The organism is Luedemannella flava (assembly GCF_039528515.1).
GTDB lineage: Bacteria > Actinomycetota > Actinomycetes > Mycobacteriales > Micromonosporaceae > Luedemannella > Luedemannella flava.
In genome coordinates, this window is sequence record NZ_BAAALT010000180.1 from 1 (window position 1) to 15,713 (window position 15,713).

Consider the following 15,713-nt stretch of genomic DNA (forward strand, 5'->3'; position numbering starts at 1 on the left):
CGCGCGCCGCGCCGCCCGGGCCCACCCGCGCGCCGCGTCCGTGGTCTGCGACGCGTGGCGCGGCCTGCCGGTCGACGACGGGCGCGCCGCCCTCGTCCTGGACGTCTTCGCCCCCCGCAACGGCGCCGAGTTCCACCGCGTACTGCGCCCCGACGGCGTTCTCCTGGTGGTCACGCCCCTGCCCGACCACCTCGCCGAGCTGGTGCGCGCCTTCGGCCTGCTCACCGTGGACCCCGGCAAGGAGGTCCGCCTGTCGCGCACCCTTGACCGGTGGTTCCGCTTGCAGACCCAGCGGGAGTACGGGGCGGAGCTCGCGTTGTCGCCCGCCGACGCGCTGACCATCGTGGCCATGGGCCCGAGCGCCCGGCACCGCGACCCGGCGGACCTGGCCGCCATCGCCGCCGGCTGGCCGGAACGCGTCCCGGTGACGGCCGCCGTTCGTGTCGGGGTCTACCGCCGGCTCGCCGCGCCGTAAAGTCCCCCGCGTGGTAACGATGCCGGACAGTCGACTGGGCCGGATGGGCGCGTGGTGCTTCCGGCGCCGCTGGTGGGTCCTCGCCGCCTGGGGGGCCGCCGTGGCGGCCGGGGTCGCCTCCCTCGGGCCGGTGTTCAGCCGGCTCGACAACAACCACGTGCCGGAGTTCGTCGAGTCGGTGCACGCGTACTCGGTGCTGGCCGACGGCAACCAGTCCGCCGGCATCGTGCAGGTTCTCGTGGACACGGGCCCGACCGAGCTGGTCCCGCCGGCCGGCCTCACCGCCGGCGGCCGACCTGCCGGCACCGGTGCCGTCGCGCCGACCGCCCCCGCCACGCTCGCCGTGGCGACCGCGGTGACGCGCAGCGCCGCCCGGCTCGCGACGCTGCCCGGGGTGGACTCCGTCGCCCAGCCGTTCGCGCCCGGCCAACCGGTCGGGGTCGCGCTGCGGCTGCTGGCCGCCGACCGGCACGGGCTGCTGATCGCCGTCACGCTCGACAAGCTGGACCGACCGGCCCGCAACCAGGTGGTCGCCGCGATCGAGGCCGAGGGCCGGGTCCTCGCGGCCGACCTGCCGGCCGGCGCCCGCGTCCAGGTCGGTGGCGCGCCCGCGATGAGCAAGCAGCAGAACGACACCCTGAAGGCCGACCTCAACACCGCCGAGCTGATCTCCCTGCCGCTCACCCTCGTCGTGCTCGTGCTCGTGTTCGGCGGCGTGGTCGCGGCCGGCCTGCCCGTCCTCGCCGCGGCCGTGTCCGTCGCCGCGTCCATGACCGTGCTGTTGGGCTTCTCCACCTTCACCACCGTCGACCAGGACGGGGTGACCGTGGTGACGCTGCTCGGCCTCGGCCTGTCCGTCGACTACGGCCTGCTGCTCGTCGCGCGGTACCGGGAGGAGCTGGCCGCCGGGCACCCGCCGCCGGACGCCGTGGCCCGGGCCTGGGCCACCGCCGGGCGCACCATCGTGTTCAGCGCCCTGACCGTGGCCGCCGCCATCTCCGGCCTGCTCCTGTTCGACCTGCCGGGCCTGGCCGCCCTCGGCGCCGCCGGCGTCTCCATCGCCGTCGTCGCCATGCTCGCCTCGATCACGTTCACCGGCGCGCTCATCGGGCTCGGTCACAAGCGCATCCGCCCGTCCCGCCGCCAGCGGGCGGCGGCGGCCGACCCGGGGTCGGAGCGCGGGTTCTTCGCGCGGCTGGCGCGGGTCGTGCAGCGCCGACCCTGGTTCGTCGCGATCGGCACCGGGCTGGTCCTGCTCGCCGCCGGCGCGCCGCTGCTCGCCACGTCCGCCCGGCTGCCCAACGCGGCCGCCGCGCCCGACTCGATCGTCGCCAAGCAGGTCAGCAACGCGCTGAACACCCGGTTCGGGCAGGGCAACGGGCCCACGGTCACCGTGGTGGCGCGCACGACGCCGGCCACGCTGGACGCCTACGCGGCCCGCTTCGCCGACGACCCGGCGGTGGTCGCCGTGCTGCCCGCGAAGGCGGCCGGCGCCAGCCTGTCCTCCGTGGCGTTCCACGTCGCCGGGGACGGACAGACGCCCGCCGATCGCGCCCTGGTGCACCGGCTGCGCGCCGACCGCCCGGCGGGCCTCACAGGCGGCGTGGACACGTGGGTCACCGGCGACGCGGCCGTCCTCACCGATCTCATCGACCTGGTCGGGCACAACCTGCCGGCGGCCGTGGCCGTCACCCTGCTCGCGATGCTGGTCCTGTTGTTCCTGTTCACCGGCTCCGTGGTGATCCCGATCAAGGCCATCCTGGCCAACCTCGTGTCCCTGGGCGCCACGCTCGGCGTCATGACGGCCGTGTTCGTGTACGGCTGGGGCAGCGGCCCCCTGGACACCCTCACGGTCGGCGGCCTGAACCCGTTCGTCGTGGTGATCGTCATCGCCTTCGCGTTCGGCCTGAGCATGGACTACGAGGTATTCCTCCTCGGCCGCATCCGCGAGTACGCCGTGGCGGGCGCCGACACCGACACCGCCGTGCGTCGCGGGCTGCAGCACACCGGCCGGGTCATCACGTCCGCCGCCCTGCTCATGGTGATCGTCTTCGGCTGCTTCACAGCCGCCGAGATGGGCAACATCGAGCAGATCGGCCTGGGCCTGACTGTCGCGGTCCTCATCGACGCGACGATCGTCCGCTGCCTCCTGGTCCCCGCGACGATGACCCTCCTGGGCCGCCACAACTGGTGGGCCCCGGCCCCCCTCCGCCGCCTCCACACCCGCATAGCCCCCACCACCACCCACTGACGCACCGCCCCGCGAGTCGAGATCCGCGTTATGGCGCCATAGGCCTGAATCCCAGCCCTGCATTCCAGCGCTATGGCGCCATAAGGCCCTCGGCGCGGAGACGAACCCCGCACCCGCAGCCCGCCAACGCCAGATTCGCGCGCCCCACCGCCCGGACCGGCCGAAAAGTTAATCTTGGCATGGAACACGCGGATTTCCGCGTGTTCCATGCCAAGATTGATCGCGCCCGGGTGTTAGGCCGGATATTTCGGAAATGTGCGCCGGCGTCGACGCGGGTTCGACGAGCGCGCGGGACCGGGGCGAGCCGGGCCAGCGACCGGCGTCAGGTGGAGAGGTCTACTTCTTCCCAGCCGGGGGGTTCGCCGTGGTAGGGGCCGCGGAACATGACCGCCCACTCCAGGGCCCAGCGGCGCTGGCCGATGGCGTTCGAGTCGATCAGCCCGGGCAGGCGGACGCGCTGCCGCTCCGCTTCCAGGTACGCCCAGTCGAGGCAGTAGAAGAGGTCCAGCGCGCGGGCGACCTCGTCAGCCGGGCGGGCGGCCGGCAGCGTCCGGGAGCGCCAGGCCGCGTAGGTCTCCTTGGACGGCAGGTGCGGCAGCTGCGGCACGAGCGTGTCGGGGGCCGGCTGCGCCGGGTCGAGCCGGGGCACCAGCCCGACGAGCCAGCCCAGAGCGTAGAGGGCCTCCAGGTGCAGGGCGAACGAGCGGTGGTCGCCCTCGCCGGAGGAGACGAAGTGCCACTCCGGCTTCGTCAGGTCCTCGAGCAGGCGGGCGTCGAGGAGCCAGGCCATCGCGGCCGTGCCGGGCATCCCGAAGCAGCGGGCGAGGACCACGTTGAGGATGGCGGTGCGCCCCTCCAGCTCCGCCAGCGACCGCAGCTCGACGGTGTCCGCGTTGTCCCAGACGAGCGGGAAGTTCGGCGGTGGGAGCGGCAGGTCCAGCCGGCGCAGCTCGTCGAGGCTCGCTGCGCGGACCCGCCGTGGATCAGGAACGGGAATGGCCACCGCATGTCTGCCTTACGTCGTGCGCGCGTGTGTAGGCCGCGACTTTAGCCCCACCGGACAGAAAAACGAAAGTGACGTCATCACTCCGGGTCACGATGGGCGCCATCAGGGCTGAAGGCCGGCACGCAGACCGCGACATACTCAGCCCCGTCAGGATCCGGCGTCGTATAGCGGACCTTTTCGCCGGCCCGGGTGAGCACCGCCTGCCCCGCCCGCACGTCGAGCACCCCGTGGGCCGTCTCGACCCGCACGAGGCCCCGCAGCACGACCGTGACCTCGTCGAACGCGGGCGCCTGCGCCGGCTCGGTCCAGCCACCGGGCGCCGTCATGTGGGCGACCGAGACGGCGTCGTCGCCGGTGCTGGCTCTCCCGACGTACTCATCAATGATCTTTCCGCCCGGCACCGGGATGCGGGTGGGCTGTGCGATCAGCTCGGCCATCACGGACCTCCTGCGGTTATCCGATCAACAACAAGATCCCCGGGTACGGGCGCGGAGCCCGCGATCTCCACCGCCCCCGCGGCCGCCTCGCGCGCCGCGGGGATCCGCCCCGCGTCGTCGGCCCGCAGCTCGTAGAGCACGTCCCCGGCCCGCACCGCGTCGCCGGGTCTACGGTGCAGCAGGACCCCGGCGGCGGCGCTGACCGGGTCCTCCTTGCGGGCGCGGCCGGCGCCGAGCCGCCAGGCGGCGACGCCGATGGCCAGGGCGTCGATGGCGGTCACGTAGCCGTCCCGGTCGGCGCGGACGACCTCGACCTCGTTCGCGGTGGCGAGCGGGGCGTCCGGGTCGCCGCCCTGCGCCGTGACGAGCGCCCGCCAGGCGTCCATGGCCCGGCCGTCGCGCAGCGCGTCGGCGGGGTCCACGCCGTCGATCCCGGCGACGGCGAGCATCTCGCGGGCCAGGGCCAGGGTGAGCTCCACGACGTCCGCGGGGCCGCCGCCGGCGAGCACCTCGACGGACTCGGCGACCTCGACCGCGTTGCCGACGGCCAGACCGAGCGGGGTGGACATGTCGGTGAGCAGCGCGACCGTCTTCACCCCGTGGTCGTGGCCGAGTCGCACCATCGTCCGGGCGAGCTCGGTGGCGTCGACGCGGTGCTTCATGAAGGCGCCGGAGCCGAACTTCACGTCGAGGACCAGCGCGGACGTGCCCTCGGCGATCTTCTTGCTCATGATCGAGCTGGCGATGAGCGGGATCGCCTCGACCGTGCCGGTCACGTCGCGCAGGGCGTAGAGCTTGCGGTCGGCCGGGGCGAGACCCTCGCCGGCCGCGCAGATCGCCGCGCCGACGCTCGCGAGCTGGGCGATGAACTCGTCGTTGGTCAGCGTGGCCCGGAAGCCGGGGATGGCCTCCAGCTTGTCCAGGGTGCCGCCGGTGTGGCCGAGGCCGCGGCCGGACAGCTGCGGGACCGCCGCGCCGCACGCGGCGACCAGCGGCGTGAGTGGCAGCGTGATCTTGTCGCCGACGCCGCCGGTGGAGTGCTTGTCGACGGTGGGTCGGGGCACGGAGCTGAGGTCGAGGCGCTCGCCCGAGGAGATCATCGCGGAGGTCCAGCGGGCGATCTCGCGCGCGGTCATGCCCCGCAGCAGGATCGCCATGGCCAACGCCGACATCTGCTCGTCCGCGACAACCCCCCGGGTGTACGCGTCGACGACCCAGTCGATCTGCGCGTCGGTGAGGACGCCCCCGTCCCGCTTGGCTCGAATGACATCGACAGCCGCGAAACTCTCCGTCACGGCGCCGCCCCGCTTCGCTCGGTCATGACGGCCACTCCTCGGCGATCTCCGACGGGGCCGGGCCCTCGCCGGCCCAGGCCATGGAGCCGTCGGACTCGACGACCACGACGCGGGGGGTGCGGGCGCGACCCCAGGCGATCGCGCCCTCCGGGGCGGGCCAGTAGGCGCCCTCCTCCAGGATCCCGGGCTCCGCGCCCGGGACGCCGGTCGACCGCTCCCAGTACGCGCTCCACACGGGCTCGCCCGCGTCGGAGTCGGCGTGCACGAACACCGTGCCCTGGCCGATCCGGTCGCGCAGCGCGGCGGGGATCTCGGCGGCGACGCCCTCCGGCCGCTCGGCGGGCGCGGTGGCGCCGGTGATCTCGGCGAGGTCTGCCACGTCGAAGGCGAACGGGAGCAGCTCGGCCATGCTGCGCGGCCGGTCGGGCGCGTCGATGAGGCAGGCCGGCCCGCCGTGCTCCCAGAGGAGCTGGCGGCACCGCCCGCACGGCATGAGCGCGTCGCCGGCCGCGTCGACGCAGGCGAGCGCCACGAGCCGGCCGCCGCCCGTGGAGTGCAGCTCGGAGACCACGCCGCACTCGGCGCAGAGCACCACGCCGTACGCGGCGTTCTCGACGTTGCAGCCGGTGACCATCCGGCCGTCGTCGACGAGCGCGGCGGCCCCGACGGGGAACTTCGAGTACGGCGCGTACGCCCGGCGCATCACGTCCACGGCCGCCGCCCGCAGCGCGGGCCAGTCGATCTCCACCTGCTCCTGCACCACCTCATTGGATCACGCCGAGGTGGCCGTCACCCCTTGACGTACGGTTTGCCGTCCGCCGCCGGCGCGCGGACCCTCCCGACCAGCCCCGCCACGGCGACGATGGTGATCAGGTACGGCGCCATGCTGAGGAACTGCGACGGGATGGGGCTGCCGATCGCGGACAGGAACGTCTGCAGGGCCTCCACGAAGCCGAACAGCAGGGCGGCCAGCATCGCGCCGACCGGGTTCCACCGTCCGAAGATCATCGCGGCGAGCGCGATGAAGCCCTTGCCGGCGCTCATCCCCTTGCTGAACTGGAAACCCGCGTCGAGCACCAGGTACGACCCGCCGATGCCGGCGATCAGGCCGGCGACCAGCACGTTCCAGTAGCGCAGGCCGAGCACCCGGATGCCGACCGTGTCGGCGGCCGTCGGGTGCTCGCCGACCGACCGCGTCCGCAGGCCCCAGCGCGTTCCGAACAGCCCGAAGTGGATCAGGATGCCGACGATGAAGACGAAGTAGACCAGCGCGTTCCAGCGGAACAGGATCGGCCCCAGCACCGGGATGCCGCCCAGCACCGGGATCTCCCAGACCGGCAGCTGCGCGGGGGCGTTGTAGGTCTCGGCGTCACTGGCCATGAACCGCTCGAACATGAAGCCGGTCAGGCCGGTGCACAGCACGATCAGGATGACGCCGAGGATGACCTGGTCGACGCGGTAGCGGATGGCGAAGAAGGCGAGCAGCGCGCCGACGGCGACGCCGGCCGCGCCGCCCGCGATCACGCCGACCCACACGCTCGCCGCGATCGTCGCGAACATGGCCGCCGAGAACGCGCCCAGCAGCAACTGGCCCTCGATCGCCACGTTGATCACGCCCGTGCGCTCGCACAGCACGCCGGCCAACGCCCCGAAGACCAGGGGCACCGAGTACCCGATGGACTGGCGGGTCACGTTGACCACCGGCATGAACTGCAGTCCCTCGCTCGCGGCGGAGATCTGCGAGCAGAGCAGGGAGAACACCAGGGCGACCACGGCCACGCCGACCAGCAGGCCGAACCACCGCTTCGCCGTGGACAGCGCGAGCAGCAGCACCCCGGCCACGGTCACGATCAGGCCGAACGCGATCGCGCCGGTCCGGCCCGGGATCGAGAACGACGGACCCTCGGCGTTCTCGCTGAGCACGAACTTCGCGCTCGCGTCGGCGTGCGCGAGCAGTCCGAACACGACGGCCGCCAGGAGACCGAGCACGACGAGCACCGCGCCCGTGCGCCGCTCCCGGGTCCAGAAGCCGGGCCGCACGACGACATGTGGCGCTTCGTCCACGACGGTGGTCGTCATGTCACCAGCCCTTCGCGACGGTGGTCTCAAGACGGCCCGTGCGGCCGGCCCGCAGGCGGAACACCGAGCGCACGAGCGCCGGCGCCGCGATGAAGAGCACGATGAGCGCGGTCAGCACGTCGACCAGGTCCACCGGGATGCCGGAGAACGACTGCATCCGGTTGCCGCCGGCGCGCAGCGCCCCGAACAGCAGCGCCGCCAGCAGTACTCCCCAGGGTTTGCCCCGGCCGAGCAGGGCGACGGTGATGCCGTCGAAGCCGATGTTGCCGACCACCGAGCCGGTCAACGCCCCGGCCGTGCCGAGCAGCACGGTCGTGCCGCCGAGCCCGGCCAGCGCGCCCGCGATGACCATCGTGCCGGTGTACGTGGCGGCGACGCTCATGCCGGCCGTGCGGGCGGCGTCGGGGTTGAGGCCGACGGCGCGCAGCTCGAAGCCGAACGTGGAGCGGTTGAGCAGCCAGCCGACCCCGACAACGGCCGCGACGCCGAGCAGGATGCCCAGGTGCACGCGCAGATCGCCGCCGGCCAACTTGGGCAGGAGCGCGTTCTCGTCCACGGGCTTGCTGATCGCGTCGGTGCGGTTGGGGTCCTGCACGCCGTCCTGCACGATCAGCCAGGACAGGAAGTACAACGCGATGTAGTTGAGCATGATCGTGGTGATCACCTCGTGGGCCCCGGTGCGGGCCTTGAGGAAGCCCGGCACGAAGCCGTAGGCGGCGCCGCCGATGGCGCCCGCCACGAGGGTGAAGACCAGGTGCACCACGGGCGGCAGGTGCAGCCCGAAGCCGACCAGGCCGGCGACGGCCGCGCCGATGATGGCCTGGCCCTGCGCGCCGATGTTGAACAGGCCGCCCCGGAAGGCCAGCGCCACGGCGAGGCCGGTGAACACCAGCGGGGCGGTGTAGGTCAGCGTCTCCGACAGGGGGTACAGCGCGAGCCAGATGGTGTTCTCGCCGTCGAGCCAGCCGGTGACCGCCGCCGGGTCGACGATCGCGCCCTTGAACAGGTTCGCGTACGCCTCCGAGACGGCCGTCCAGCTCGCCGCGATGGCGTCGCCGGGCGCGGCGAAGAAGTACCCGTACGCCGCGGTGACGGTCGGGTCGGACAGGCAGATCAGCACCCCGCCGATGACCATCGCGAGGAACAGCGAGAGCACCGTGACGGTGACCGTGTTCGCGCTCCACAGCGCGGCGATGAACCTGTTGCCCGCCGGTGGCCCGCCGACCTCGTCCGGGTCGGGTGTGCGCAGCGCGGTGGCGGCGGTCTCCGACGCGACCTGGCCCGTGCTGACCGGCGCCTTGTCGGGGGAACTGGCGCTGCCCTCGGGTTCCTGACCGAGGATCACTGGCCACTCCCTTCGGTCTCGGTCGGGGTCTCGGTGATGCCGGCCATCAGCAGGCCGATGCGCTCGCGCGACTCGGTCGCGGGGACGGTCGCGATGATCCGGCCCCGGTACATGACCGCGATCCGGTCGGCCAGGGAGATCACCTCGTCCAGCTCGCTGGAGATGACGAGTACGCCTGCGCCGGCGTCCCGGGCCGCGATGACCCGCTTGTGGATGAACTCGATCGAGCCCACGTCCACGCCGCGGGTCGGCTGGGCCGCCACGAGCAGGTTCAGCGGCCGCGACATCTCGCGGGCCACGATGACCTTCTGCTGGTTGCCGCCCGACAGGGTGCCGACGTTCGCCTCGTGCGAGGGGGTCCGCACGTCGAACTCCTCGACCCGCTCCTTCGCCGCGGCCTCGATACGGTCCAGGCGCAGCGCGAGCTTCGAGCCGAAGGGCTCCCGGTCGTACGTGTCCAGGACCAGGTTCTCCGCGATCGTGAACTCCTTGATCAGGCCGTCCACGCTGCGATCCTCGGGGATGTAGCCGACGCCGGCGCCGAGCACGTCCTTGGTGCGCCGGCCGAGCAGCGGCTCGCCCTTCAGCGTCGCCGAGCCGGCCAGCGCGGGCCGCAGGCCCATCAGCGCCTCGATCAGCTCGGTCTGCCCGTTGCCCTGCACGCCGGCCAGGCCCAGCACCTCGCCGGCGCGGACCTCCAGGTCGACGCCGTCGACCGCGCGGTGGCCGCGCTCGTCCGCGACGGCCAGGCCGTCGACGGCGAGCACCACGTCACCGGGCTGCGCCGGGGCCTTCTCGACGCGCAGCATGACCTGCCGGCCGACCATGAGCGACGCCAGCTCCGCCTCGCTCGCGTCGGGGGTCGCGGTGCCGACCGTACGCCCGCGGCGCACCACGGTGATCCGGTCGGCGATCGCCTTGACCTCTTTGAGCTTGTGGGTGATGAAGACGATGGACTTGCCGGCCGCCTTGAGGGAGCGCATCACCTCGAGCAGGTCGGCCGTCTCATTCGGGGTGAGCACGGCGGTCGGCTCGTCGAGGATGAGCAGCTCGACCTCGCGGGTGAGCGCCTTGATGATCTCGACCCGCTGCTGCACGCCGACGGGGAGGTCCTCGACGATCGCCGCCGGGTTGACCTGCAGGCCGTACCGCTCGGCGACCTCGCGCACGTCGCGGCGCGCGCGGGCCCGGTCCAGCATGCCCAGCGGGCCGCCGCGGGCGCGCTCGGCGCCCAGCATGACGTTCTCCGCGACGGTGAAGACCGGCACGAGCATGAAGTGCTGGTGCACCATGCCGATGCCGGCGCTGATCGCGTCGCGGGGGCCCTTGATGTGGTGCGGCTCGTCGTTGATGAGGATCTCGCCCTCGTCGGGCTGGAGCAGCCCGTAGAGGACGTTCATCAGGGTCGACTTGCCGGCGCCGTTCTCGCCGAGCAGGGCGTGGATCTCGCCCGGCTCGACGGTGAGGTCGATGTGGTCGTTGGCGACCACGTCACCGAACCTCTTCGTGATGCCGCGCAGTTCGAGTTTCAGCGGGGCCTCCTACCGCACGGACCGGAACGAGATCCGGCCCCCATGGTGCGCATGATCTCACCATGGGGGCCGGGTTCGGAACTACTTCGGCGCTGCCGGGGACTCGACCTTCACCGTGCCGGCGATGATGTCGGCCTTGAGCTTGTCGACCTCGGCCTTGAGCTCGGCCGGGACCTTGCTCTCCCACTCGTGGAACGGCGCCAGCGAGACGCCGTTGTTCGCCAGGGTGCCCAGGTACGGGGCCTTGAGGTCCTCGCCCGCGGCGCCCTTGGTGATGGCGTCGGTCACGGAGTCCGTGATGTTCTTGACGACCGTGGTGAGGAAGGCCGCGCAGTTCTCGGCGTTGCTGACGCAGCCGTCCTGGTCGACCCAGATGACGGAGAACTTGCCGGAGGCCTTGGCCGCCGAGGCGCTGCCCGTGCCGGTCTTGCCGGCGACCGGGAAGACGATGTCGGCGCCCTGGGCGACGAACGCGTCGCTCTTGGCCTTGCCCTTGTCCGGGGACACGAAGTCCTCGGTGAACGTGCCCTCCTGCTTGGCCTTGTCCCAGCCGAGCACCTGGACGCTCTTGCTCTTCGCCTTGTTGTACTCCGCGACGCCGTCGGCGAAGCCGTCCATGAAGATGGTCACCGGCGGGATCTTCAGACCGCCGTAGGTGCCCACCTTGCCCGACTTCGACATGCCGCCCGCGAGGTAGCCGGCGAGGAACGAGGCCTGCTCGGTGTGGAACTGCATCGTGTGCACGTTCGGCAGGGCCGAGCCGGCGTCGACGATGCCGAACTGCTGGTTGGGGTTGGCCTTGGCGACCTTCTCCAGCGCGGTGGACATCAGGCCGCCGACCGCGAGGATGAAGTCGCACTTCTGCTGGACGAACCCGTTGAGGTTCGGCTCGTAGTCGGCCTCGGTCTTGGACTGGACGTTCTTGATGGTGATGTTCGGGTTCTTGGCCTTGGCGTTCTCCATGCCCTTCCACGCCGCGGCGTTGAAGGACTTGTCGTCCAGACCACCCTGGTCGGTCACCATGCAGGCCGTGTACGCCTTGCCGGTCGGGCTCGCGGCGGTGCCGCCGTTCTCACTGGGCTTCTCGCCACACGCCGACGCCGCCAGGGTCAGACCCCCGGCAGCGACGAGAGCGATGAACCTCATCCCACGCGCTGGGCGCAAGACGCATCTCCTTCCCCACAGGCCAGGCGCGTTCCTGCGCGCCGGCTCCATAAGCGGGAGCGTAACTAAGGCGGTGCCCAAATGGTGGACATCGGAGCAGCCTGTGCCACACGGTGACCCGCTCGTGATGGTTCCGTGTCCCATGTGACGGAAGCCACCTAACAACACGCATGTTACGCCCACTTTAGGGCGGTTCGTGAAGCTCCTCGGTGTGGCGACCGGTCAGCGCCAGAACACGGCAACCGCCGCGTTTACCAAGGTCAGACCAATGATCGCCAAAAAGTGACCCTTATTCACTTCTTCCCGCTTGCGGGAGAAGAAGACCATGGCCGCGAGCGCCACGGTGATGATCAGCTTCACGGCCAGCTTGACCGGCTCGGGCTCTTTGTCCCCGCCGCCCCGCAGCGGTGCGGCGAGCGCGATCCCGGTAACCAACTGGAGCCCGACGCCCCACAGCATCGCCGCGTTGATCCGCAGCTTGCCGGTGAGGTACTGCACCACCGCGCCGCCCAGCAGCAGGGCGAACCCGATCAGGTGCGCGTACCGCAGAATCAGCCGCAAGGCCTCCATGCCCGACTCCTCCTCAGTCCTTCTTGGATACGGCGCGCCAACCGCGCACGCCCAGCACGCCGACGGCGGTGCCGATCGCCAGTGACGCGCCGATGAGCAGCGCATGGATCCACAGGAAACCCGTAGGCGCGCCGCCGTTCCCGGCCCACGACCGCGGGTCGTCCCAGATCGCCTTGCCGAAACGGGGCCAGATCACCCACGTCCACACCCCGACGAGCACAAGGAACCCCGCCCACCGCCGCGTCAACATCACGCCGGGAGTATGCCACCGCCCTCCTGACAACACCCTGAGCGTCGGTACGCCCCGATCACCCCGCCACCGCCCACATGCGCACAGTTGGCGGAGTCGGCAGCACCAGGCCTCGACATATGTACACGTTTAACGGCCCCGCGCGGCCCCAACCCCGCCAGATGCTCACTCTTGGCGGGCTGCTCGCCGGTGGCCTCGCCAGATGTGAACGCCTGGCGACCGTTGACACCGAGATCGCCGTCTTCTGTGCAGGAGTGCGGCTGGGCTGCACTCCTGCACACGAAACCGCGATCTTCGCGGCTAGCCATGGGCGGTTTGTCGCTTATCGGAGCGCCGAAACCACGCGTTCGCACCGCATCCGGCGATCATGGAACGACGCGCGTCAACGAACGGCGATCGGACTCCACGTCCGCACCGGAGACAGCGATCTTCGCAGGGGACGGGACGGTCGCACGGCACAGCGGCCGGACGGCCCGGAACCCAGGCGTGCGGGAAGATGGCGGGCATGACGGACGCTGCGGGGCGGTGGCGGGAGCAACTCGGCGGATGGGGCGTGCCAGCGCACATCACCGAGGGCGTGGCGGATTCGCCCTGGGAGCACCAGGTCGGCACGTTCGCGCGGCGGGCCGACCAGGCGCTCGCCCTCGGCGCCGAGGACGGGCCGTCGATGGCCCGGGCGCGCGAGGCCCTCGCCCCGACCGGGACCGTGCTCGACATCGGGGCCGGCGCGGGGGCGTCGAGTCTGCCGCTCGCGCCCCAGATGACCGAGCTGATCGCGGTCGACACCAACGAGGCCATGCTCGCCGCCCTGCGCGCGCGCACCAGCGTGCCGACCACCGCGATCGTCGGCCGCTGGCCGGACATCGCCGACGACACCCCGGCCGCGGACGTCGTTGTCTGCCACCACATCGCCTACAACGTGCCGGACCTCGCCGAGCTCGCCCGCCAGCTGACCGCCCATGCGCGCCGTCGTGTGGTGATGGAGTTGACGAACACGCATCCCATGGCCGTACTCAATCCGTTGTGGGAGCGGTTGCACGGCCTGGAGCGCCCCACCGGGCCGACCGCCGCGGACGCCGCGGCCGTGCTGGCCGAGGCGGGGCTGGACGTGCACGAGGAGCGCCGGCCCCGGCCCGTCGGGCCCGCCCACCCGGACTTCGGGGCGCTCGTGGCCGGCACCGCCCGGCGGCTGTGCGTGCCGGCCGAGCGGTTCGGGGAGCTGGCGCAGGGCCTGCTCGACCTGGGCGTGGACCCGACGGACCCGCGTGACCTCAACTCCACGGCCGACGGACCGATGGAACTGGTGACGTTGTGGTGGGACGTCCGCAACCTCCTGCCCGCCTGACGCGTGTAGTCGCCGTCGACCCGCACCGAACCCGGGCCGGCGGGAGGACGACATGAGGCAGCGATCGCCATGACGATCACGGCGACCCTGGAAGACGCCGACGCCGCGCCATCGGCGCGACCAGCCTCGCCGCGCTGGCGATCGTGGCCGTCACCGGCGCGCTCACCGGCAACCCCCTGGGCCGGCAGGACGCGACAGGCCCGGCGGCGGTGACCCCGCCGGCCGTCAACACCGACGAGTTGGCGGTCGAGGCGTTGGCGGCGCTGGGGTACGCCCCCACGAAGCAGGCGGCGAACACGCAGAACGGCCTGCGCCAACCCCGCGACGGTGTGTTCTTCGAGGGGTTCGACGCGGACCTGTCGATGACCGTGTACCAGCCGGCCGTGGGAAATCCGATGCCGGCGGGCCGCTACTACCTCAGCGCCACCTGCTCCGGGGAGGGCGGATTCACGATCAACTGGGCGGCACCCCAGGGTGTGACCGGCAAATCCGAGTTCGAGTGCGGGGCCATCGGCAGCGCGCCGTTCACGACGACCGCGGACGGCCCGATCACCCTCTACATCTCGCCGAACGACGCGGCCAGAGGCCGGTCCGGCTTCGCCCTCGAACTGTCCGATGCCCTCGTCGTGGGGGCGACCGGCCTGCTCGCCGAGCAACCCACAGCGAACCACCTGTTCGGCGCCGCGGGCCTCCTCGAGAACGACGTCCCCCGGACCGACGTCGACGAGACCGAGCACGGCGTCAACACGTACAAGCTGACGTTTGTCTGTGCCGGCCAGGGTGACGTGTGGGTGGACTTCTCGGGCGGCGAGGACGGCAAGGGCTCGCTCGTCCACTGCACCGAGGAGGGTTACGTCCACGTGGAGACGCTCGTGCCCAGGGCGGCAGGCGCCCCGTTGTCGGTGTCAGCGGAGCTGCGGACGCCCGGCGCCCGGATCGGGTACGCCTACCGGGTCGAGCAGATCTAGGCCGGGGCCGGGCCGGTGGACGAGCGCACGACCAGCTCGGGCCGGTAGAAGAACTCGGTACGCGGGACGGGCACTCCGGCGATCTCGTCGAGGAGTGCCCGGACCGCTGCCCGGCACATGGCGGCGACCGGCTGGCGCACGGTGGTCAGCGGCGGGTCGGTGAACCCGATGAGCGGCGAGTCGTCGTAGCCCACCACGGACACGTCGCCCGGCACGTCGAGCCCGCGCTGGCGCACCGCGCGGATCACGCCGAGCGCCATGAGGTCCGAGCCGCACGTGATGGCCGTGACGCCCTCGTCGAGCAGCTGCCCGGCCGCGGCGTAGCCGCCCTCGACGGAGTACAGCGAGTGCACGACGTGCGCCTTGATGCCCCGTGACGACGTCGACTTGAGGAAGCCGGCGGCCTTGCGTTGCGCGGGGATGAACCGCTCCGGGCCGACGGCCAGGCCGATGCGCTTGTGACCGAGCGACTCCAGGTGGGCCACGGCCAGCTCGGCGGCGACCGCGTCGTCGGAGGAGATGAACGGGGCGTCCACGGCCGCGGCCGCCCCGTTCACCATCACGATGGGTAGCCGCTGCGACACCAGCTTCGCGTACCGCGACGGGTCCGCGCTCGTGTCCGCGTGCAGGCCGGAGACGAATACGATGCCCGACACCGCCCGCTCGAGCAGCAGCTCGACGTAGTCGTCCTCCGTCGTCCCGCCGGGCGACTGGGTGCAGAGCACCGTCGTGTAGCCGGCCTGCGTCAGGTCACGCTCGATGACCTGCGCGAACGTCGGGAAGATCGGGTTGTCCAGCTCCGGGATGATCAGGCCGATCAGGCCGAGGCGTCGCTGCTTGAGGCGCGCGGGACGCTCACCGCCCAAAAGATCAAGAGCGGTGAGTACGGCGTCCCGCGTGCCCTCGGCAACACCGGGCTTGCCGTTGAGCACCCGGCTGACTGTTGCCTCACTGACACCGGCCTGGGCGGCGATGTCGGCCAACCGAGCCTTCACG

The 15,713-nt window shown here is 71.9% G+C and carries 14 protein-coding genes and 1 pseudogene; 4 read left to right on the plus strand and 11 right to left on the minus strand.

Going from position 1 to position 15,713, the window contains the following annotated elements; translation table 11 throughout:
- Positions 1-475: pseudogene (locus ABD211_RS24115) on the plus strand (putative RNA methyltransferase); the annotation flags it as partial.
- A gap of 19 nt (positions 476-494) precedes the next feature.
- On the plus strand, positions 495-2,726 hold the full coding sequence (locus ABD211_RS24120; protein ID WP_344136323.1) for an MMPL family transporter: 2,232 nt from the start codon (positions 495-497) through the stop codon (positions 2,724-2,726).
- A 322-nt stretch (positions 2,727-3,048) separates the two neighbouring features.
- Here the strand turns inward: ABD211_RS24120 and ABD211_RS24125 are convergent, their stop codons facing one another.
- The 10 genes from ABD211_RS24125 to ABD211_RS24170 form a co-directional block, all read right to left on the minus strand.
- Entirely contained in the window at positions 3,049-3,729 is a 681-nt protein-coding gene (locus ABD211_RS24125; RefSeq protein WP_344136248.1) for a DUF4272 domain-containing protein, read from the minus strand.
- Between the two features lie 80 nt (positions 3,730-3,809).
- Positions 3,810-4,169, minus strand: coding sequence for a cupin domain-containing protein (locus ABD211_RS24130; RefSeq protein WP_344136251.1), 360 nt, complete (start codon positions 4,167-4,169; stop codon positions 3,810-3,812).
- Complete coding sequence (locus tag ABD211_RS24135) at positions 4,169-5,464, minus strand: thymidine phosphorylase (protein ID WP_344136254.1); 1,296 nt, start codon at positions 5,462-5,464, stop codon at positions 4,169-4,171. The genes ABD211_RS24130 and ABD211_RS24135 overlap by 1 nt, the downstream gene beginning before the upstream one ends.
- A gap of 22 nt (positions 5,465-5,486) precedes the next feature.
- Positions 5,487-6,224 (minus strand): cytidine deaminase, encoded by a 738-nt coding sequence (locus tag ABD211_RS24140; RefSeq protein ID WP_344136257.1) that lies wholly within the window; start codon positions 6,222-6,224, stop codon positions 5,487-5,489.
- Positions 6,225-6,253: 29 nt separating this feature from the next.
- Positions 6,254-7,543: an ABC transporter permease gene (locus tag ABD211_RS24145; protein WP_344136260.1), complete on the minus strand. Its 1,290-nt coding sequence runs from the start codon at positions 7,541-7,543 to the stop codon at positions 6,254-6,256.
- Between the two features lies 1 nt (position 7,544).
- Positions 7,545-8,885, minus strand: coding sequence for an ABC transporter permease (locus tag ABD211_RS24150; protein ID WP_425560516.1), 1,341 nt, complete (start codon positions 8,883-8,885; stop codon positions 7,545-7,547).
- Positions 8,885-10,378 carry an ABC transporter ATP-binding protein gene (locus tag ABD211_RS24155; protein ID WP_344136263.1) on the minus strand — a complete coding sequence of 498 codons (1,494 nt, stop codon included), beginning with the start codon at positions 10,376-10,378 and terminating at the stop codon, positions 8,885-8,887. The genes ABD211_RS24150 and ABD211_RS24155 overlap by 1 nt, the downstream gene beginning before the upstream one ends.
- A gap of 123 nt (positions 10,379-10,501) precedes the next feature.
- Complete coding sequence (locus tag ABD211_RS24160) at positions 10,502-11,566, minus strand: BMP family lipoprotein (protein WP_344136329.1); 1,065 nt, start codon at positions 11,564-11,566, stop codon at positions 10,502-10,504.
- A 240-nt stretch (positions 11,567-11,806) separates the two neighbouring features.
- Entirely contained in the window at positions 11,807-12,154 is a 348-nt protein-coding gene (locus ABD211_RS24165) for a hypothetical protein (RefSeq protein ID WP_344136266.1), read from the minus strand.
- Between the two features lie 13 nt (positions 12,155-12,167).
- Positions 12,168-12,404: an SCO4848 family membrane protein gene (locus tag ABD211_RS24170; protein ID WP_425560517.1), complete on the minus strand. Its 237-nt coding sequence runs from the start codon at positions 12,402-12,404 to the stop codon at positions 12,168-12,170.
- A 505-nt stretch (positions 12,405-12,909) separates the two neighbouring features.
- On the opposite strand from ABD211_RS24170, the gene ABD211_RS24175 reads away from it, so the two are divergent.
- Positions 12,910-13,749 carry a class I SAM-dependent methyltransferase gene (locus tag ABD211_RS24175; RefSeq protein WP_344136272.1) on the plus strand — a complete coding sequence of 280 codons (840 nt, stop codon included), beginning with the start codon at positions 12,910-12,912 and terminating at the stop codon, positions 13,747-13,749.
- 143 nt (positions 13,750-13,892) lie between these two features.
- A complete protein-coding gene (locus ABD211_RS24180) occupies positions 13,893-14,717 on the plus strand; it encodes a hypothetical protein (RefSeq protein WP_344136275.1) in 825 nt (274 codons plus the stop codon).
- On the opposite strand, the gene ABD211_RS24185 is transcribed toward ABD211_RS24180, so the two are convergent.
- A complete protein-coding gene (locus tag ABD211_RS24185; protein ID WP_344136278.1) occupies positions 14,714-15,712 on the minus strand; it encodes a LacI family DNA-binding transcriptional regulator in 999 nt (332 codons plus the stop codon). The two genes, ABD211_RS24180 and ABD211_RS24185, sit on opposite strands and share 4 nt — an antisense overlap.
- Position 15,713: the final 1 nt, after the last annotated feature.

Excerpts from the sequence above, each read along its gene's own strand:
- ABD211_RS24120 (WP_344136323.1), top strand. The coding sequence starts at position 495 with ATGCCGGACAGTCGACTGGGCCGGATGGGCGCGTGGTGCTTCCGGCGC.
- ABD211_RS24130 (WP_344136251.1), bottom strand. The coding sequence starts at position 4,169 with ATGGCCGAGCTGATCGCACAGCCCACCCGCATCCCGGTGCCGGGCGGA.
- ABD211_RS24145 (WP_344136260.1), bottom strand. The coding sequence starts at position 7,543 with ATGACGACCACCGTCGTGGACGAAGCGCCACATGTCGTCGTGCGGCCC.
- ABD211_RS24160 (WP_344136329.1), bottom strand. The coding sequence starts at position 11,566 with ATGAGGTTCATCGCTCTCGTCGCTGCCGGGGGTCTGACCCTGGCGGCG.
- ABD211_RS24165 (WP_344136266.1), bottom strand. The coding sequence starts at position 12,154 with ATGGAGGCCTTGCGGCTGATTCTGCGGTACGCGCACCTGATCGGGTTC.
- ABD211_RS24170 (WP_425560517.1), bottom strand. The coding sequence starts at position 12,404 with ATGTTGACGCGGCGGTGGGCGGGGTTCCTTGTGCTCGTCGGGGTGTGG.
- ABD211_RS24175 (WP_344136272.1), top strand. The coding sequence starts at position 12,910 with ATGACGGACGCTGCGGGGCGGTGGCGGGAGCAACTCGGCGGATGGGGC.